The sequence below is a fragment of the Pusillimonas sp. genome (genome assembly GCF_044464525.1).
Classification (GTDB): domain Bacteria; phylum Pseudomonadota; class Gammaproteobacteria; order Burkholderiales; family Burkholderiaceae_B; genus Pusillimonas.
This window is the reverse complement of the sequence record NZ_JBIQLE010000046.1, coordinates 1-19,305: the sequence shown is the minus strand read 5'-3', so window position 1 is coordinate 19,305 and position 19,305 is coordinate 1. Positions and strand designations below refer to the sequence as shown.

General features: G+C 55.0%; 15 protein-coding genes, 1 tRNA gene and 1 pseudogene. 1 reads left to right on the top strand and 16 read right to left on the bottom strand.

Going from position 1 to position 19,305, the window contains the following annotated elements:
- Window positions 1-183: 183 nt before the first annotated feature.
- The 6 genes from ACIY1O_RS16565 to cspE form a co-directional block, all read right to left on the bottom strand.
- A tRNA-Tyr gene (locus tag ACIY1O_RS16565) sits at window positions 184-270 on the bottom strand.
- A 166-nt stretch (window positions 271-436) separates the two neighbouring features.
- Window positions 437-1,357 carry a ParB/RepB/Spo0J family partition protein gene (locus ACIY1O_RS16560; protein ID WP_397476205.1) on the bottom strand — a complete coding sequence of 307 codons (921 nt, stop codon included), beginning with the start codon at window positions 1,355-1,357 and terminating at the stop codon, window positions 437-439.
- Window positions 1,358-1,366: 9 nt separating this feature from the next.
- Window positions 1,367-2,203: a ParA family protein gene (locus ACIY1O_RS16555; RefSeq protein WP_397476204.1), complete on the bottom strand. Its 837-nt coding sequence runs from the start codon at window positions 2,201-2,203 to the stop codon at window positions 1,367-1,369.
- The gene (rsmG, locus tag ACIY1O_RS16550; protein ID WP_397476203.1) at window positions 2,190-2,882 is read right to left on the bottom strand and encodes a 16S rRNA (guanine(527)-N(7))-methyltransferase RsmG; all 693 of its coding nucleotides are present in this window, start codon (window positions 2,880-2,882) and stop codon (window positions 2,190-2,192) included. The genes ACIY1O_RS16555 and rsmG overlap by 14 nt, the downstream gene beginning before the upstream one ends.
- Entirely contained in the window at window positions 2,882-4,798 is a 1,917-nt protein-coding gene (mnmG, locus tag ACIY1O_RS16545) for a tRNA uridine-5-carboxymethylaminomethyl(34) synthesis enzyme MnmG (RefSeq protein WP_397476202.1), read from the bottom strand. Before mnmG ends, rsmG begins: the two co-directional genes overlap by 1 nt.
- Before the next feature lie 1,184 nt (window positions 4,799-5,982).
- Entirely contained in the window at window positions 5,983-6,189 is a 207-nt protein-coding gene (cspE, locus tag ACIY1O_RS16540; RefSeq protein ID WP_397476201.1) for a transcription antiterminator/RNA stability regulator CspE, read from the bottom strand.
- A 239-nt stretch (window positions 6,190-6,428) separates the two neighbouring features.
- Here cspE and ACIY1O_RS16535 point away from each other — a divergent pair, with 239 nt between their 5' ends.
- The gene (locus tag ACIY1O_RS16535) at window positions 6,429-7,604 is read left to right on the top strand and encodes a methionine aminotransferase (protein WP_397476200.1); all 1,176 of its coding nucleotides are present in this window, start codon (window positions 6,429-6,431) and stop codon (window positions 7,602-7,604) included.
- A 483-nt stretch (window positions 7,605-8,087) separates the two neighbouring features.
- Here the strand turns inward: ACIY1O_RS16535 and ACIY1O_RS16530 are convergent, their stop codons facing one another.
- The 10 genes and pseudogenes from ACIY1O_RS16530 to rnpA all read right to left on the bottom strand — a co-directional run.
- Complete coding sequence (locus ACIY1O_RS16530; protein WP_397476199.1) at window positions 8,088-9,140, bottom strand: metallophosphoesterase; 1,053 nt, start codon at window positions 9,138-9,140, stop codon at window positions 8,088-8,090.
- Between the two features lie 95 nt (window positions 9,141-9,235).
- Window positions 9,236-9,703: a MarR family winged helix-turn-helix transcriptional regulator gene (locus ACIY1O_RS16525; protein WP_397476198.1), complete on the bottom strand. Its 468-nt coding sequence runs from the start codon at window positions 9,701-9,703 to the stop codon at window positions 9,236-9,238.
- Window positions 9,684-11,504, bottom strand: a complete 1,821-nt coding sequence (locus tag ACIY1O_RS16520; protein ID WP_397476197.1) for an acyl-CoA dehydrogenase C-terminal domain-containing protein — start codon at window positions 11,502-11,504, stop codon at window positions 9,684-9,686. Before ACIY1O_RS16520 ends, ACIY1O_RS16525 begins: the two co-directional genes overlap by 20 nt.
- Before the next feature lie 27 nt (window positions 11,505-11,531).
- Window positions 11,532-12,296, bottom strand: a complete 765-nt coding sequence (locus ACIY1O_RS16515) for an SDR family NAD(P)-dependent oxidoreductase (protein WP_397476196.1) — start codon at window positions 12,294-12,296, stop codon at window positions 11,532-11,534.
- A gap of 70 nt (window positions 12,297-12,366) precedes the next feature.
- Window positions 12,367-13,158, bottom strand: a complete 792-nt coding sequence (locus ACIY1O_RS16510; RefSeq protein ID WP_397476195.1) for a crotonase/enoyl-CoA hydratase family protein — start codon at window positions 13,156-13,158, stop codon at window positions 12,367-12,369.
- Window positions 13,159-13,397: 239 nt separating this feature from the next.
- A pseudogene (gene mnmE / locus ACIY1O_RS16505) lies at window positions 13,398-14,942 on the bottom strand (tRNA uridine-5-carboxymethylaminomethyl(34) synthesis GTPase MnmE); the annotation flags it as partial.
- Window positions 14,943-15,332: 390 nt separating this feature from the next.
- Window positions 15,333-16,766, bottom strand: a complete 1,434-nt coding sequence (locus tag ACIY1O_RS16500) for a catalase (RefSeq protein ID WP_397476193.1) — start codon at window positions 16,764-16,766, stop codon at window positions 15,333-15,335.
- 229 nt (window positions 16,767-16,995) lie between these two features.
- Complete coding sequence (gene yidC, locus ACIY1O_RS16495) at window positions 16,996-18,681, bottom strand: membrane protein insertase YidC (RefSeq protein ID WP_397476192.1); 1,686 nt, start codon at window positions 18,679-18,681, stop codon at window positions 16,996-16,998.
- Between the two features lie 108 nt (window positions 18,682-18,789).
- Window positions 18,790-19,023: a membrane protein insertion efficiency factor YidD gene (yidD, locus tag ACIY1O_RS16490; protein WP_397476191.1), complete on the bottom strand. Its 234-nt coding sequence runs from the start codon at window positions 19,021-19,023 to the stop codon at window positions 18,790-18,792.
- Window positions 19,020-19,305: ribonuclease P protein component (gene rnpA, locus ACIY1O_RS16485; protein WP_397476190.1), on the bottom strand; the 286-nt coding region annotated here is incomplete at its 5' end. The genes rnpA and yidD, both read right to left, overlap by 4 nt.

Sequence of the window (19,305 nt, the reverse complement as noted above, 5' to 3'; positions counted from 1 at the left end):
GAACCCTCGTCGTAAGCTTGGAAGGCTTCTGCTCTACCATTGAGCTACACCCGCATGGGATTCCGTTCTTCTCGCCGTACTTTCCGGCGGCTTGATACTGCCAGCCAAGCCAGACACCGGGCGCCGCTTGATGCCGCCAGGACTTTGCCCTAACAGCCACCAGCAGCGCCTGCGGGTAAGCTCTGGTGGTGGGAGTTGGATTCGAACCAACGTAGGCGCAAGGCCAACAGATTTACAGTCTGCCCCCTTTAACCACTCGGGAATCCCACCAAAAGAGAACCACGAATTATGATCCTTTTTTTTAGCCTTGTCAAACAGGTGTAAAACCGGCTTTTCCGCTTGCCTGGCTTCGCCCGATACACCGGGTAATTCGGCCTCGGTAATGCGGCGATGCTGACGGCGGTATGCGACTAGAAGACTTTCTGGCGGCTACGCCTTAGTCGTCAATTACGTTGGCCATGCCTTGGCGCTCAAGCAAGGCGTTAAGGTGCTCCCAGTCGTGGAAGTCGATAACGAGCTGGCCGCGATTGCGTGTACCCACCTTGAGTGTCACGCGGGTGCCTAGATGATCTGATAGTGCTTGTTCGAGACGCTTGGCGTCTCCGGACGGGGTTTTGCGAGCGCGGGTGGAAACCGGCGCCTCGCCGTCTGCTTCCTGTAGCGCACGATTGACCAGCTTTTCGGTTTCACGCACGGAAAGCCGCCGTGAAACGATTTCGTTGGCAAGCAGTATCTGTTGTGCAGCCTCAACCGCCAGCAGTGCTCTGGCATGGCCCATGTCGATGTCGCCGGCCAACAGCATGGTCTGCACGGGTTCAGTCAGGTTAATCAGACGCAACAGATTGCTGGTGGCGGAACGCGAACGCCCAATGGCCTGCGACGCTTGTTCATGGGTTAGGCCGAACTCATCCAACAGGCGCTTGACGCCTTGAGCCTCTTCCAGCGGGTTGAGATCTTCGCGCTGGATGTTTTCGATAAGCGCCATGACCGCGGCGTTCTCGTCCTCTACTTCACGAACCAGGACAGGCACCTCGGTCAACCCAGCCAACTGAGCGGCCCGGAAGCGACGTTCGCCGGCAATAATCTCGTAGGCGCCGGCCGCGGGTAAAGGACGCACCAGTATGGGCTGCATGACCCCCTGGGTGCGGATGGAATCTGCAAGCTCATTCAGGGCGCCTTCATCCATTCGGGTACGTGGCTGGTATTTTCCGGCTTTAAGAGCCTTGATGCGAAGTGTGGTCGGCAGTTGCGGCTCGGCGGCCGCCGTCTTTTTACCTAAAGTGTCTATTGCGGCGGCATCGGCTCCGAGCAACGCGTCCAAGCCCCTGCCCAAGCCTTTGGGTTTCCTAGTTGCCATGATGTGTCCTTAGAGATTCGTCATTTGTGGAGGCCGAGCATTGGAACGCAAGGTCTCTTTTTTAACCCGCTTGATCAATTCTTCGCCGAATTCAATATACGCTTTGGCGCCCCGGGAGCTTTTGTCATAAACAATGCCGGGCATCCCGTGGCTGGGGGCTTCCGCCAGCCGTACATTACGCGGAACGATGGTATCGAAGACCCTGTCGCCGAAGTGGGCCACGATCTGCGCGGACACCTGTTGCTGAAGAGTAACCCGCGTATCGAACATAACCCGAAGCAAGCCGATTACACGCAAGCCAGGATTGATGTTGTGGTGTACCCGCTTGATGGTATTGACCAGATCGGAAAGGCCTTCAAGCGCAAAATATTCGCACTGCATCGGGATAATAACGCCATCAGCAGAGGCCAGGCCATTAAGGGTAAGCAAAGACAGCGTGGGCGGGCAATCGATAAGTATGAAGTCGTATTCATCGATTACCTTGGCGATGGCTGTTTTTAGCTGCGTCTCGCGCTCATTCATTTGAATGAGATCAATCTCGGCCCCGGACAGCTCGCGATTGGCCGGCAGTACATCGTAGCCTCCGGTTTCAGACTTTACGCGCACGGAAGCGATATCAGCTTCGCCGATAAGCACCTGATACAGATTGTTTTCCACCGCATTCTTGTCGACGCCGCTACCCATTGTTGCATTGCCCTGCGGGTCAAGGTCGATCAACAATACTTTCTTATTGAGCGCGGCCAAGGCAGCGGCCAGGTTGATAGCGGTTGTCGTCTTGCCCACCCCCCCTTTTTGGTTCGTGATGCAAAACACCTTGACGGCGTCGGCGGAATTATTGGGATTCATGTGTTTCCTTAAGGACCGGGCCTGAACAAGCCTCGATCCACACCAGACAGCGCTGGGCTTCTAATTGGGGTACTTGCAGCTGCTGTACGGATTGAACCTTCCAGTTGCCTTGCGCATGCAAAGCGGCGATTTCTTCTTCGGGGTAACGGCCTTTCATTGCGAGCATGCTGCCGCTTGGCTGAACGTGCCCCCCGGCAAGTGTCGCAAAATCCAGCAAAGATGCAAAGGCCCTGGAAACCACGATATCCGCCTGCAGGTTCGGCAGAGCCTCGATACGGCCATGCTTTGCCGACAAGTTGGACAGTCCGAGCACACCGGACATCTGGCGCACAAAAGCCATTTTCTTTTCAACGGCATCCACACAATGGATGGTCCAACCCGGACACGCCATTGCCAGAACAGCCCCCGGCAGTCCTGCACCGGAGCCGACGTCAACAATAACAGCTTCCGGCTTTGATTCTAATGCGCGACGCATCGGACCAACCACCGCCAAACTATCGATGATATGTTGGACCAACATCTGCTGCGCGTCGCGGATGGCTGTCAGATTGTATGTGCGGTTCCAGCGCTGCATTTGCGCAAGGTACTCCAGTAACAAGCCTTGGGTTTGTACAGGCAATTCAAGCTCAAGCTCCTCCACAGCTTCAGCAAGCTGTTTTTTCAAACGAGAATCGGCCATTATGCAGCCCGTCGTGCGTTCTGATGCCGCTTTATGTGGATTAACAACAAAGAGATAGCGGCCGGCGTAACACCCGATACGCGACTTGCCTGCCCAACGGTTTCAGGCCGGGCGAGCTTAAGCCTTTGCCGAACCTCAATCGACAGGCTATCGATGGCGTCATAGTCAAGGTCTTCGGGTATGGCGTGGCTTTCCTGGGCGGCCTGCTTTTTTACGTCTTCTTGCTGCCGGGCCACATAACCTGCGTACTTCACTTGAATCTCGACCTGTTCGGCCACGATGCTATCGTCCACGCCTGGGCCGGCAAGTAGCTGGCCATCGGGCCTCTTGAAGCTCATTAGCTCGCCATAGCTCACTTCTGGCCGTTTCAGCAGATCAAATAGTGAGTGCTCACGTTCAATCGGCTTTCCAAGTAAAGTGGTGGCAGACTCTCGTTCGAGGGTTTTAGGATTGACCCAGGTACTCTTTAACCGTTGGATTTCCTTTTCCAGCGCATCACGTTTTCTATTGAAAGCATCCCAGCGATCATCACTAATCAAACCCATTTTTCGCCCAAGCTCGGTCAATCGTAGATCTGCGTTGTCTTCCCGCAAACTTAAGCGATACTCTGCACGCGAAGTAAACATACGATAAGGCTCGGTAACCCCTCGAGTGATAAGGTCGTCTACCAGTACACCCAGATAGGCTTCGCTGCGTGTTGGAGTCCACGGTTCCAGGCCTACAACTTGGCGCGCCGCATTAAGCCCGGCAAGCAAACCTTGAGCAGCTGCTTCTTCGTATCCCGTTGTACCGTTAATTTGGCCCGCGAAAAACAATCCTTGTATGGCGCGGGTTTCTAGAGAAGACTTTAGTTCTCTTGGGTCAAAATAATCGTATTCAATTGCGTAGCCAGGCCTGGTAATGACGGCCTGCTCTAACCCAGGCAAGCTGCGAACCAAAGCAATCTGGATATCAAATGGCAAACTGGTCGATACCCCATTGGGATAGATTTCGTTAGTTGTCAGGCCCTCGGGCTCGAGAAAAATCTGATGACTGGCTTTATCTGCAAAACGATGGATTTTGTCTTCTATCGACGGACAATATCGTGGCCCTATTCCTTCGATCTGGCCCTGATCGCTATACATGGGAGAACGATCCAGCCCCGACCGTACGATATCGTGGGTGCGTTCATTGGTATTGGTGATCCAGCAAGGCAATTGCCGTGGATGCATGTCTGCCGAGCCCATGTACGAGAACACTGGAATGGGATCAAGATCTCCAGGCTGGGTTTCAGTCCGTGAAAAATCAATGCTTCTGGAGTCTATCCTTGGAGGTGTCCCTGTCTTAAGGCGACCTTGCGGAAGCCGCAATTCTTTTAGCTTGTGTCCAAGCGTGATAGACGGTGGATCACCGGCGCGACCGCCTGAATAATTATTAAGCCCCACATGAATCAGGCCATTCAGAAAAGTACCCGCTGTCAACACCACCGTACGACCACGAAACTTCAAACCAATCTGCGTTACTGCGCCTACAACCCTATCGCCTTCCAACATCAAGTCATCAACTGCCTGTTGAAAAATCGTTAGATTAGGCTGGTTCTGCAGCTTCTGTCGTATTGCCTGGCGGTATAGAGATCGGTCGGCTTGTGCTCGCGTTGCGCGGACGGCGGGCCCTTTGGAGCGATTCAAAATACGAAACTGAATGCCGGCCTGATCAGTTGCATAAGCCATCGCTCCACCAAGTGCATCTATCTCTTTAACTAAATGACCTTTGCCTATCCCTCCGATGGAAGGGTTGCACGACATCTGTCCCAGCGTTTCCATATTGTGAGTCAATAAAAGCGTGGAAGCGCCGGTGCGCGCAGCCGAGAGAGCAGCTTCGGTGCCTGCGTGACCGCCTCCCACAACTATGACGTCGAATTCGTCCGGGTAAATCATGTCAAGAAAAATAGAGGTTAAAGAATGATTATACGACCCGCACCATCATGTTTCACGTGAAACATTGTTAAGACTGTTAGCACGGCTTTTACTCATATCATTGAACTATAAATTGCTGTTGAGAGTGCTCATCAATGTTTATCAACGATACTCGAACAACAACGCTACCAAAGGATTGCGAAAAGCTAGAGCTCACCGACGCATATAAAAACCCGACGTACTGTTGTTATGTATAAACATAGGGCAAGCTCAAGCAAAAGCTTTCAAACCTACGCGACGGATGCAATCTATTGGAACTGCCTAGCGCCTACTGATAAGGCACGCCGATTTTCGGCCTAACCTCCATAGTGCTGGATAGCTCGCTAGTCAGGTACGACCATAGAACATAGAATGAAAAAGATGCGCTAACTAGAAAAAGAGAGTGCCTGTGCCTGCGCAGTATTCAATCGGGGGTTGTCCCACTATATTTACTGAACTCTTTAAGAGCAGCATCGCCGCAACTTGAGTTCGATGATTGCTAGCTAGTTAACGGAACGTTCCAGGTAATGGCCATTTTCTTGTTCCACGTGAAACATCACCCAAGACACATTTCGTTCGTTCTGACACCGTTCAGATTGAGTAGCTAATCGTGAGGGCCAATGGAAGGGTAGTCTGCAACGTGGTCCATCAAAAACAACTAACAAAATTCTATATTAACTATGTCCTAGTGCTGTTTCACGTGGAACAATTGTCTTCAGGCTATCAACTAGCCCGTTTGAATTCCTACGCTGTCGATTCTGATGAGCTTTTGTATATGCCTGTGGATAACTTTGTGAGCAACTTACGACTGTAAGTCGCAGTGGCCTGCGCACTGACGGGAGTTTTACCTTAATTGCTACAACCCCAACCGCAGTCGGTTTACAGTTGCCGAGCATTAAGAACCTTTGTTCGAGGGACTTACGGTGAAGTTAGTGCTGTGCCATGACCGGATAATCATCGCGACCTTAGCGACAATATAGAAGCAGACAAATCAAGCCCGCGTTAATGTGCATAACTCCAAACTTGATCATCCATGCTCTATCGTTTTCGAAAAAACCGCAACCGTTTTCTAGCACAGCTTAATTAAAAAACGCCCCAGCAGTTATGCTTGGGGCGTTAAAAATAGCTCGCAAGCTACGAGCTAGGTACAAACTATTATTCTTTTTTTATAGCGCGCGAATCTCGGAAGCTTGTGGGCCTTTAGGACCGTCTTTAACTTCGAATTCCACTTCTTGACCTTCGTTCAAGCTGCGATAGCCGCGGCCTTCGATAGCTGAAAAGTGTGCGAATACGTCTGTGCCACCGTCGTCTGGAGTGATGAAACCAAAACCCTTGTCGGCGTTAAACCATTTAACCTTGCCCTTCTGAGCCATGTGTAGCGTCCTAAAAATGAAAGAAATGCATAAAACCAAGAACGCCTACACCAATAGCACCAACTACCTGGTATAGAAGCTACGTAGGGCTTGGTTTACAAATGCAACGGCAAGAATAACCACAGCCGGTAACTTTCACAAATACTAGTTTTCCCCTATGTCGCATATTTTCTTCTTATACATTGTGCTGGTGCGTCGATAATCCAACATTGCCTTCAACTTAAAACCAATATCTATCCATGAATATAAAATCACGATTGCCAAACGTAGGCACCAACATCTTTACAATTATGAGCCAAATGGCCTTGGACCATAACGCAGTCAACCTTGGCCAGGGGTTTCCTGACTTCTCGCCCGACCCGGTACTGCTTGAACTGGTCAACAAAGCCATGCACCAAGGGCATAACCAATATGCCGCGATGGCGGGCGTGCCGCAGTTGCGTAAGCAGATCAGCGAGAAAATCGAATCGCTCTACGGGCACAAATATGACATCGATACAGAGGTGACTGTAACTGCCGGTGCTACCGAGGCATTAATGGCCAGCCTACTGGCGTTAGTACATCCGGGAGACGAAGTTATCGTCATTGAACCGTTTTACGACCTGTATATCCCGGTAATTCAATTGGCTGGCGGCATACCTGTGGTTGTGCCGATGAACCCGCCTAGCCATAGTACTTCGCAACCTTGCTACACCGTAGATTGGCAGAGAGTGGAAGATGCAATTACCTCTCGTACCAGATTGCTTGTTATAAATTTTCCGCATAACCCGACAGGCATTGTTTTACTTGAACAAGATTTGGATGCCTTGGAACATTTGGTGGAAAAACACGGCATTTTATTATTGAGCGACGAAGTCTACGAGCACATCATTTTTGATGGCCATACGCATCTAAGCCTTTCAACTCGCCCCAAGCTAGTACAAAACACGATTGTCGTTTCATCATTTGGCAAGACATACCATATTACTGGCTGGAAAATGGGTTACTGCACAGCCATTCCAGCCATTACTAACGAAATACGCAAAGTACACCAATTTACCGTTTTCACTACGAGCTCTCCCTTTCAGCATGCCTTGGCACAATATATGACCAACCCGTTGCCATATATGCAGCTGGCCGCGTTTTACCAAAAACGACGCGACTATCTGATAGAGCGCTTGAAAACCACGCGTTTCAAACCGTTATCTTGCGATGGCACGTTTTTCTTGCTTGCAGACTACAGCGAAGTTTCTGATGAAGATGAGGCACAGTTTGCGCGTTGGCTTACAACAGAACACGGGGTTACCACAATACCAGTCAGTGCGTTTTATCAAGACCCCTCAGATAAAAATTCGAATCATCAATTGATAAGGCTGTGTTTTGCAAAAGAAGACAAAACCCTCGATCTGGCCATTGATCGCCTTGCATTGATTTAATTGTTTGATTTCTTACCCCCATTGCCGACCTGAAGAAGTATACGTCGACATTTGATCCAGGGGTACTTGTACCGATGTGGCGGGCGGCTAGGTAAAAGCTTCTTTTTAATAACAATCTTTATTTATAAATGATTATAGTAATGGGTGTCTGTGGATAAGTGGCATAGGTGCTTAAACTCATGTTATTTCAGTAGGTTAGGGCATTAAATTTCGGGTGATAACCCCTTTATTCATGAAGGACTCTTTCTGGACAACTTTCGTCTCATTGAACAATGCCTTGGTTATTCAATGAAGGTCCACAACTTGTCCACAGCTGCAGTCCTTAGAAGTTATCCACAGGTATAAATATTGTGTCTATTTGTAATATAGCTGCGCTCGGCCCCGGTTTCAAATCTATGCCGGCGCGATTTGAACAAGTTTGGTCAAAAAAAAGCTGCCTTTAAGACAGCTATAAAGTCTAGAACTATCGAATAAGCTATTCGTTCAAGAAGTGGGCATGAGCTCGCCAGAATCGAATACAAGCCTGTTTTCCGGCCATTGCAACGCTGCCAGACGAAAACGAGAGTTCTCTAAAGAACGGCTGGCTTTTCGATCTCGCCAACGGGCCCCCACCGAATAGTCGATGCAAAATACGTTGTGGCGTTTTCCGTGCCAGGCGTTTGGGGGGATATCTTTGAACAACTGGGTATAGCGGGGCATGTTGATGCTTTTCATGGGTTTGATCAGGCGCCAGTAGTGCCCGATCACCACCGGAACAGGGTCGTCATAGTCATCCCACCAACTGACGCGATCCGAGAATCGCCAACGATTTCCCGCAAAAAAGGGCGTTTCCGCTTGTACCTCGACGCCCGACGTCAATACCTTCAGAGGGTTGATCATTTGTTGCGTGGCTTCGTACTCGGCGATCGAATACAAGAAGGGCGGTGGATGTTGTTCGTCTTCCAGTTCTTTTGCCCAGCGCTCTTTTTCGGCCAGGTAGCGTTCGTACAGGCCTGACGCTTGGGCGCTGGTCTGGGCGGCGTAATCCCATATCTTGTACTGTTCGCTAACCGTGCCCAAGGAGATCGACTGCACGGCTTCAATCGCGGCTTTTGTCCATGCAGCGTGCACGATGCGGATGTCATTCCGCACCAGGGCTATGGGAAGGCTACCGAGAAAATCTTTGAAGGCCTGGCGTTGTTCGGGCGGCGTTCGTCTGAACGGTGCGTAATGTTTGAGATCTTGTTGATGACGTTCGTCAAAGAACCAGCCAGACCCGTCCTTGACGTCGTCGATAAGCAGATTGATTTCGTGGTTGCCCAAAATGCAGCGCGCATTGCCCGATTCAACCAGCTTCTGAACGAGCCGAACCACGCTGTGGCTGTCTGGGCCGCGGTCGATGAGATCGCCTACGAACACCAATAATCGGTGCTGGGGGTGGCGCCCATCGGCGTCGTAACCCAGGTGTGCCAATAAGCGGACAAGCGCGGCATATTCACCATGAATGTCGCCAATAATATCGAGTGGATTGTCGGGCAGGCTTTTAACTAGATGCATATAGCAGAAGCATAACCGCATTTGGCCACAATTAGCAGCAAATTGTGTACTAGGGGTTGGACCTATTCATCGCAATCAACAGCAAGAAATGAGCCTCAAGCCTGAAATATCTTGGTCAATAGGTTGATCAGTTGCCGACGCTCGTTCTCAGAAAGCGTTGGCGTATGGTCTGCACGCGTGGCAACGACTTTTGCCTTCGAGTGAAGCTCATGTCCCTTGGGTGTAAGCGCAAGAATCTGCGAGCGACGGTCGTGTGGGTTTCGCTGCCGTTCTATCAGGCCGTCCGCCTGGATTTTGTCGAGCAGGGTTGCCAGGTTCGGGGGTGACACCCGTATGGTTTGCCCAAGGCGCTTTTGGTTGATGCGCGGATTGCTGTTGATCAGCGACAAGACCGTGTATTCCACCGGCCGCAATTGCAGCTTGCCAAGCTGCTTCTTGATGTTGGGCACGATCTCAAGATAGGCCTGCAGGCAGCAGTAACCCACCGACTGGGTCAATGGCCCTTGGTCGATGGGTTCCGCCTGTGCAGCGGGTACTGTTGGGTCAGGGTGCGGTTTCGTCATATTGGCGCATTACATCGGAAAGCATGTTGATCTGATTGCCTTCCCTGGAATCTTTGAGCGCGTTGTCGATTACTTGCAGCAATTGTGCGGTCTCGGGCAGGACGAAATCGTAGTAGTAGCGGCAAGTGTCTCGCTTGGCTTGGTAGAACGCCGGGTCGTGTTGAAGTTTTTCCAGTGCCGTGCGCTCGGCCCTGAGCCATAGCCAGGCCAAGGCGCAATGGCCCACCAGGCGCAGCATTTCAGGAGCCACCTGGTGTGGTAACTGGGGGTTCGCCGCAGCAGTTTCGGCAATGTCCGCCACACATTTGCGAATGCTGCTCGCAAGGTCGGCCAATATTAGGGCCCGGCTCTGCAAGGGGCCGCCGGTTTCTTCTTCCACCGTGGCGTCTATCTGGCCAAGAAACTGTTCAAGGCGCTTGCCGCCATCCGACAAAATTTTGCGTAGAAGTAGATCGACAGCCTGGATTTCGTTCGTACCCTCGTAAATCATTGCGATGCGCGAATCGCGCAGGTATTGTTCGATACCTGTTTCGGTAATGAAGCCGTGTCCGCCGTATATTTGAAGCGCCTGGCTCGAGCCATGGAACCCTTGATCCGTCATCATGGATTTAATGATGGGCGTAAGTAGCGCAAGCTCGGCATCTTTGTCGTTGCGAACATGCTCGTCGGGATGGTGTTCGGAGGCGTCCAACGCCAGGGCGCTGTAGTAGGCCAGCATTCGGAAGCCTTCCACGTACGCGCGTTGAGTCATCAGCAAGCGTTGCATGGCCGGATGCATGATGATGGGGTCGGCGGGCTCGGCTCGTCGCTGTGGAGGCCTGACAGCGGCACGCATCTGCAGGCGCTCTTGCGCGTAGGCCAGCGAGTTCTGATAAGCGGTCTCGGCGCTGCCCAAGCCTTGTATGCCCACAGCCAATCGGGCTGCATTCATCATGACGAACATGGCGGCCAGGCCGCGGTTGGGTTCTCCTACAATCCAGCCCACGGCATCGTCAAATTGCAGGCTTGTGGTGGCGCTGCCATGAATGCCCATCTTGTGTTCAATACCGGTGCAAGCGACGCTATTGAGCCGGCCGAGCTTGTTGCCTTCGGGCAGATACTTGGGTACCAGGAACAGGGAAATTCCCTTGCTGCCGACGGGTGCGTCGGGCAACCGCGCCAGGACCAAATGAACGATGTTCTCGGTGATATCTTGTTCACCGCCCGAAATGAAGATTTTGTTGCCGGTGATGCGTACCGAGCCGTCGTCTTGCGGTATGGCACGGGTGCGCAGCAAGCCAAGGTCGCTTCCGGCCTGGGATTCCGTCAAACACATGGTGGCCAGCCATTGGCCGCTGATGATATGGGGCAGGTAACGTTGTTTTAGTTCTTCGCTTGCGTGCTTATGAAGGCAAGCGTAGGCGCCGTGCAGCAAGCCGGGATACATCGTCCATGCATGGTTGGACGAGCTGAGCATCTCGTAAAGCACGCTGTTGAGCGTATTGGGCAGCCCCTGGCCACCGTAGTCTGGGTCGCAAGCCAGGGCGGGCCAGCCCGCCTCCTGGAATTGCCTGTAGGCGTTGGGAAAGCCTGAGGGCGTTTTCACGACCCCGTTTTCGTAGTGGCAGCCCTCGCGGTCGCCCACGGCGTTCAGGGGAAACAGCACTTCGCTTGCGAATCGTCCCGCTTCTTCGGCCACCTGCATCATCAGGTCGTCATCAACCTCGTCAAAAGGAGGAAGCAACGACAATTGCGCGGACGCATCAAGCAGGTCTGATAAAACGAAACGGATGTCTTTGAGCGGAGGCTGGTAAGAAAACATAATGTGGCTTCCAGGGTTTTGGCGTGATCAGCGAGGAGGCAGGCGCAACGCGCCATCGAGTCGGATTACTTCGCCATTGAGTGAAAGATTGCCGACGATATGCAGGGCCAATTGGGCAAATTCCGAGGGTTTTCCCAGGCGCTTTGGAAAAGGAATGCTGTGGCCCAGCGATTCTTGTACTTCTTCAGGAAGCTCGCGAAGCAGGGGGGTCAGGAACAAGCCCGGAGCAATGGTTACCACCCGCACGCCAAACTGAGCCAGATCGCGCGCCAACGGCAGTGTCATCGAAGCCAAAGCCCCTTTTGAAGCTGCATAGGCGGCTTGGCCCACCTGGCCGTCGTAAGCGGCTACGGATGAAGTGCAAATGATGACGCCGCGCTCACCGTCCTCGAGAGGGCCAAGCGCCAGCATGCGTGCGGCTGCCAGGCGCATGACGTTAAAGGTGCCGATAAGGTTGACGTTTACTATTCGGGTGAAATGCTCAAGCGGCATGGCCGTGCCGTCTTTGCCCACCAGGCGTTTGGCGCCGCCTATGCCGGCGGAATTGACCAGGATGCGAGCGGGGCCATGGGCCTGTGCTGCAGTATCCAGGGCCTTTTCGACGCTTTCTGTATTGGTGATGTCGCAGGCAATGCCCAGGCCGCCGACTTCATCAGCCAATTCGCGGGCCGCTTGTTCGTTGAGGTCGAGAATTGCCACCCGAGCTCCGGCCGCCGCCAGTTGCCGTACGGTTTCGGCGCCCAATCCCGATGCGCCGCCGGTGACCAGTGCCGCTTGTCCCTGGATATCCATGAGTTCCTCTTGTAAAGGTTATGGGCGGACGCCTCGGCAGTGTCGGGCGCGCCCGGTATGCTTGGTTTGCCTACTGCGGCTTGAATTTCACCTTGTTCTTCTTGCCTTCCAGAAACTGGGCGAGAAGATCGAGGGTGGCCGGGTCGGTTTGCGCGACAGCGGCCATCAACGATTCAGTGGCCAGGCCGTCGTGTATGGATTGATCTGCGATGCGTGGCAGCAGGTGCATGACTCCGTAGTTGGTCATGGCGGCATTCGAGGCGATGTTCTCGGCCAGTTCCATCGCTTTGGCTATGCCTTGGCCGACTCCAACAGAGTAGTGCGAAATGCCGGCTTGGTGGCCTTCTTGAGCGCTAAGCACGCGCCCGGTAAGCATCATGTCGGTCATGCGCGAGACCCCGATAAGGCGGGTGATACGCACCGACCCGCCACCGCCAACAAACAGGCCGCGTTTGCCTTCGGGCAGGGCATAAAAACTGGATTCTTCGGCCACCCGCACGTGTGCCGCCGAAGCCAGCTCGAGGCCTCCGCCCACGACCGCGCCGTGCAATACAGCAATGACGGGTGCGCGGCCGAACTGTATCTGTTCGAAGGCCGCATGCCAGCCGCGCGAGTGCATCACTGATTCGGGCACCGTATGGGCGGAAACCTCGGACAGGTCAAGCCCGGCGCAAAAATGCTCGCCAATGCCGTACAGCACAATGGCCTTTACCGTTTCCGGCATGGACTCGAAACATTGCTTTATGGCGTTGACGAGGTCGTCGTTGATCGCGTTGCGCTTTTCAGGTCGATTGATACCCACCTGGGCGATGGAACCGACGTATTTGACGTTAAGTAAAGGAGATTGGTCGGACTGACTCATGGGGGAAGGCTCTCGAATAATAGTTATAAAACATAACTGTTATTTATTATAAATAAAATCGAGCGCGCTGCAACTAGGGGGAAGCCAGGAGGTTGGTAACAAAAACGGACCAGAGCGTTCACTGTGCCGGGTGCTCACCACGCTGCTCCTGTTGCAGGCCGGCTATGTTTATATGCCCTAAGTGCCGGATGGTCGGGTCGAGGGATTGGCCGCCATTAGTGGTGGTCCATGGCCCAAGCTCACTTCCCGATACAAAAACTCGAAAAAATCTCCCCCAGGAGATCGTCGCTTGTAAATTGGCCTGTGATCGCAGACAGGTCTTCGTGTGCCAGCCTTAGTTCCTCGGCGAACAAGTCCAGTACGTTATCGCTGTGGCTGGCGTGTTCGTCGGCTGCGTCCAGGTGTTCGGCGGCGCTGCGCAGGGCGACGAGGTGGCGTTCGCGGGCCAGCCAGGGAGACTCGGCGCCGGGGTTCCAGCCGGCGATGTCAAGCAGCTTGCCGCGAAGGTCGTCGAGGCCGGCGCCGGTCTTGGCGGAGATTCCCAATACCGCGACTGCGAATTCGCTTTGAACCGGAGAGCCGGTATCCCGCGCAGCGCGTGCGTGGCTGCTCTTGACGTTTAGGGCTCCATCATCCGCAGCCTCTGGAGATGTTGATTCCTTCCACGTTGTCTTTGTGGATGCCGCCCCTGCCAATGCCGTTTCGGGCAACGAGACGCCGCCTTTGCCGCCGTGTGTTCCCTGGGATATGTCCGGTGCTGCCAGCAGATCGATCTTGTTATGTACCTCGAGCACCGGCGTTCGCGCCGGCAAGCGCTGCTTGATGGCTTCGTCCAGCTCGCCCGCCGGGTCGCGGGCATCCTTCAAGTGAATGATGACGTTGGCTTTTTCGATTTCGGCCCAGGTGCGGGCGATGCCTATGCTTTCCACGGTGTCGTCGGTTTCGCGCAGGCCGGCGGTATCGACGATGTGCAGCGGCACGCCGTCAATATGTATTTGCTGCACGACCTTATCGCGAGTGGTGCCGGCGATGGGGGTGACGATGGCCACCTCGTCGCCCGCCAGGGCGTTGAGCAGGCTGGACTTTCCGACGTTGGGCTGGCCGGCCAGCACGACATGCAGGCCTTCGCGCAGGATCATGCCTTGGCGCGCCTGTCGAACGAGTTCGGCCAGGTGTTCGCGTATGTCGGTCAGGGTGTCGCGGGCCTGGTATTTTTCGAGGAAGTCGATTTCCTCTTCGGGAAAATCCAGCGTGGCTTCGACCAGCATGCGCAGGTGGATGATGCGGTCGTTAAGCTGATTGACCCGCTCTGAGAACGCGCCGCTTAACGAGGCCATGGCGCTGCGCGCGGCGGCTTCGGACGAGGCGTCGATCAGGTCGGCGACGGCTTCTGCCTGCGCCAGGTCTAGGCGCTCGTTCAGGAAGGCGCGCTGGGTGAACTCGCCTGGCTGGGCATGGCGCAGGCCAAATTTGCGGCCGACTTGCAGGCAGTGTTCCAGCAGGCGGCGTAGAACGGCCGGGCCGCCGTGGCCTTGCAGTTCAAGCACGTCTTCGCCGGTATATGAGTGGGGCGCCGGAAAGAACAGGACTATGCCGGCGTCGATGGCCTGACCCTGGGCATCGTTGAACGGCAGGTAGTGAGCATGGCGGGGGGCAAGGGGCGCGTCGAACAGGCGTTCTACGATGGGCGTCAGGTCGGGGCCCGAGATGCGGACGATGCCGATGCCGCCGCGACCGGGGGCGGTGGCGATGGCTGCGATGGGTTGTTGCGAGGAAGCGGCCATGAATGAAAATAGAGAGGTTGGTCGTGGATGCACGAGTGGGGCATCGATTTGGTTGCTATTCATCCAGCGTGCCTGTCACTGTCTGAGGCTCCCTCAATGATGCCATATCGTTGGCAAAGGGAATTGGCAAAATCGAAGAGTGGCCGTGCAAACCCGGAGTTTATTCGCGTTCCATGTTTTCTTATGGATGCGATATTCAGAGGCCGTCTCCTTGAACGAGAGATAGAGCGCCAAAATGACAAGGGACACATCTTGTGGATGTGTCCCTTGCAGGCGTCATGGCGCTGAGTAGGCGCCGCAAAGCTATTGGGCGTCGTTCGGTCAGCCCTTACCGGCGGCGCGGACCAGGCCGCGCCACGTGGCCGAAGGAGGCTGAACAGCCGCCGGCCATCAGCCCAGCTTCTTGATGGCCGCCGCCACACCCGCGCCATAAGCGGGGTCGGCTTGCGCGCAGTGGTCGATGTGGCGCTGCTGGATTTCGGAAGTAACGCCTTGAATCGCGCGGGCCGTGTTGTCGAACAGAGCTTGTTTCTGTTCGTCGTTCATGAGGCGGAACAGATTGCCCGGCTGCGAGAAGTAGTCGGTGTCCGTGCGGTGGTCCCAGCGGTCGGCTGCGCCATTGATTGCCAGAGGCGGCTCGCGGAAATCCGGCTGTTCTTGCCACTCGCCCTGTGCATTGGGCTCGTTGGCGGTGAGGCCGCCGTGGTTGCCGTCCACCCGCATGGCGCCGTCGCGGTGAAAGCTGTGAAAGGGGCACTTGGGCGCATTGACCGGAATCTGGTGGTGGTTGACACCCAGGCGGTAGCGCTGGGCATCGCCGTACGAGAACAGGCGGGCCTGCAGCATGCGGTCGGGCGAGAAACTGATGCCCGGCACCACGTTGGCCGGTGTGAACGCGGCTTGTTCGATTTCGGCAAAGAAGTTTTCCGGATTGCGGTTGAGCTCGAGCACGCCGTATTCGATGAGCGGGTAGTCGCCGTGCGGCCAGACCTTGGTCAGGTCGAAGGGGTTCAGGTGATAGGTTTCGGCGTCCTTCTCGGGCATGATCTGGATGTAGGCCGTCCAGCGCGGGAAATTTCCCGCCTCGATGGATTCGTACAGGTCGCGGTGCGAGCTTTCGCGGTCCCGGCCCACGACTTCACATGCCTCGGCGTCGGTGTAGTTCTTGATGCCTTGCTGGGTCTTGAAGGTGAATTTCACCCAGAAGCGCTCGTTGTCGGCGTTGATGAAGCTGTAGGTGTGGCTGCCGAACAGGTGCATGTTGCGAAAGCCGACCGGAATGCCGCGGTCGCTCATGATGATGGTGACCTGGTGCAGGGCTTCGGGCAGGCCGGTCCAGAACTCCCAGTTGTTCTGGGCGCTGCGCATGCCGGTGCGGGGGTCGCGTTTGACGGCATGGTTCAGGTCGGGGAACTTGAGCGGATCGCGGAAAAAGAAAACAGGCGTATTGTTGCCGACCAGGTCCCAGTTACCCTCTTCGGTATAGAACTTCATGGCGACGCCGCGAATATCGCGCTCTGCATCGGCTGCGCCGCGCTCGCCGGCAACGGTCGAAAAACGCATCAGTACGGGGGTTTGCTTGCCCACCTCGGAAAACACCTTCGCACGGGTGTACTGGGTGATGTCATGGGTAACGGTAAAAGTACCGTGCGCGCCGGCGCCCTTGGCATGCATGCGGCGCTCGGGAATAACCTCACGATTGAAGTGGGCCTGCTTTTCGAGCAACCACACGTCTTCCAGCAATACAGGTCCGCGAGGCCCGGCTGTCAGGGAATTCTGGTTATCGGGTACGGGTGCGCCCGCGGCGGTGGTAAGTTTTTTCATCTTGTCTTTCCTCTTGTGTTGCATCGCCCCACGGCTTGCAAAGTGACGATATCCGGTTTTGGAAATCTCTTTGTCCTTGTGAACAAAAGCTACCGGATATGATTCGAGTATATCGACGCCAGAGGTAAAGATAAAATTGATTGATTAAAACACCGTGATAGTGAATAACTATAAATCACGGGGGTCGGACTTCAGCCGGCCCGGCCGGCTGAAGCCTATCGTGGATTGCTTATCGCTTGGCGGCCTTGGTTTCTTTATCCAGCTTATGCATGATGTAGCGCTGCTGGGCGATCGACACAGCGTTGTTCACGCACCAGTACAACACCAGGCCGGCGGGGAAGAAGAACATCATTCCGCCGAACACCAGCGGCATGATCATCATGATGCGCGCCTGCATGGGGTCGGGGGGCGTGGGGTTGAGCTTGATCTGCAGGAACATGGTGCCCATCATGATGGCGGGCAAAATAAACCAGTGGTCAGGCGCGGCCAAGTCTTGAATCCAGAGTATCCAGGGGGCGCCGCGCATTTCGACGCTGCCCAGCAGCACCCAGTACAGGGCGATGAACACTGGAATCTGCACCACCATGGGCAAGCAGCCGCCCAACGGGTTGATCTTCTCGGTTCGGTACATTTCCATCATGGCGGCGTTGAGCTTGGCCCGGTCGTCGCCGAATTTTTCACGCAGCGCCTGCAAGCGGGGGGTAACCTGCTTCATCTTTGCCATGGACCGATAGCTGGCCGCCGACAGCGGGTAGAACACCAGCTTGATCAGCAACGTGAGCACCACGATGGTCCAGCCCCAGTTACCCAGGAAGCCGTGAATCCAGGTCATCAGCTTGAATAGCGGCTTGGAAATGATGGTAAGGAAGCCGTAGTCGACAACGACATCCAGGCCGGGCGCAACTTCTTGCATGGCCTGCTGATCTTGGGGGCCCAGCCACAGGGTGGAATCGATGGCCTGATGCTCGCCGGGCTGTATGGAACCGATAGGCTGAATGGTACGCACCGAATACAGGTTGTCGGCCACGCGCAGCACTTCGTTGTGGCGAACACGGTTCTCGACCGGAACCCAGGCGCTGGCGAAATAATGCTGCACGATGGCTATCCAGCCGTCGTCCGCCTGCTTGATATACGACGCTTTGTTCTTGTCGATGTCCGAGAACTTGACCTTTTGGTACTTTTCTTCGCTGCTGTACAGCGAGGGTCCGGTAAAGGTGTTGTAGAAGAACGAGGTATTGGGAGGGTCATTGCCGTCGCGCGTCAGCTGCAGATAAACCGAGGGCGAAATGGGGCCGTCGCCGGTGTTGTATACGTCGTGACGCACGTTGATATCGTAGCGGCCGCGGTGCAGGGTGTAGGTTTTAATTACCCGGGCGCCGTCTGCTTCAGCCTCGAACACGACATTCAGCGTGTCGCCCGTAAGCGATCTTTCGGTGGATGTTAGCTGGAACGGGCTCAGGTGGGTGGGAAAGCTTTGTCCCTGAGGCGCACCGACAATGCCGGTTTGAGCAAGATAGGTCGAACCGGCTTGGTTGTTAAGCAGCACCATCGGTTGAGAGGCGTCTTCTTCTGCGCCGAACTTGATCAGCTCGGCTCGCACCAATTGGGCTCCTTGTGTGTCGAAGACCAGGTTGTAGACGTCTGTGCTGATGGGGATTTGTTCGGATTCGGCCGCGGCGGCCTGCTGTACAGGAGCCTGAGGCGCGGTGGGCGCATCGGTGGCGGCGGCGGGAACACCTGTCGGCACATCCGCGGGTGTCTCGGCCGGCTCGGAGCCGTTGGAGCTTGCTTGCTGCGTGCTTTGCGGTTTGCCGCCAAATAGCGAAGGCTGGCCGCTATATATCTGCCAGTTGTTCCACAGCAGTAGCAACGAGAAAGAGAAAATCATCCAAAGGATGGTGCGTCGGATATCCATAGCGCCTGTAAGAGAAGTTCAAGCGGAGCAAAAGCTCGTTAGTTTAACGTAGGCCAGCTTAAAAAGCGTTGACGCCTTTTCTGGCGGGCCCGCTCACCAGGATGTGGCTTAGCGGCGCCGATGATCGGCGCCGGGTACCGGGTCGCATCCGCCGGGCGCCCAGGGGTGGCAGCGGGCCAGGCGTCGCACCGCCAGCCAAAGGCCTTTGAGCGCGCCATGTGTTTCAATAGCTTCTATCGCATAGACCGAGCAAGTGGGTGTAAAGCGGCAGTTGTGTCCTACCCACGGGCTAAGAAAATACCTATAAAAGCGTATGGGGGCGATGAGCAGGGCCTTGATCATGGCGCCTGCATTTTATCGAGCAGCGTGTCAACCTCGGCCCGAAGCTGTTTCTTGAGCTGCGTCAGCGACGTGGCCGCCACCGGGCTGTGAAGGCGGAATACGAAATCACGGGGCGGCAATAACGATCCCCGCTGCCGGAAAGCTTCTCGTATGACCCGCTTGATGGTGTTGCGCGTTACCGCTCTTGCGGCAAACCGCTTTGCGATGATCATGCCGAGTCGTGCCTGGGCGTCGGCTTCCGGGTGTTCGCGAGGCGTCGATACAACGAGCAACGCCCCTCGC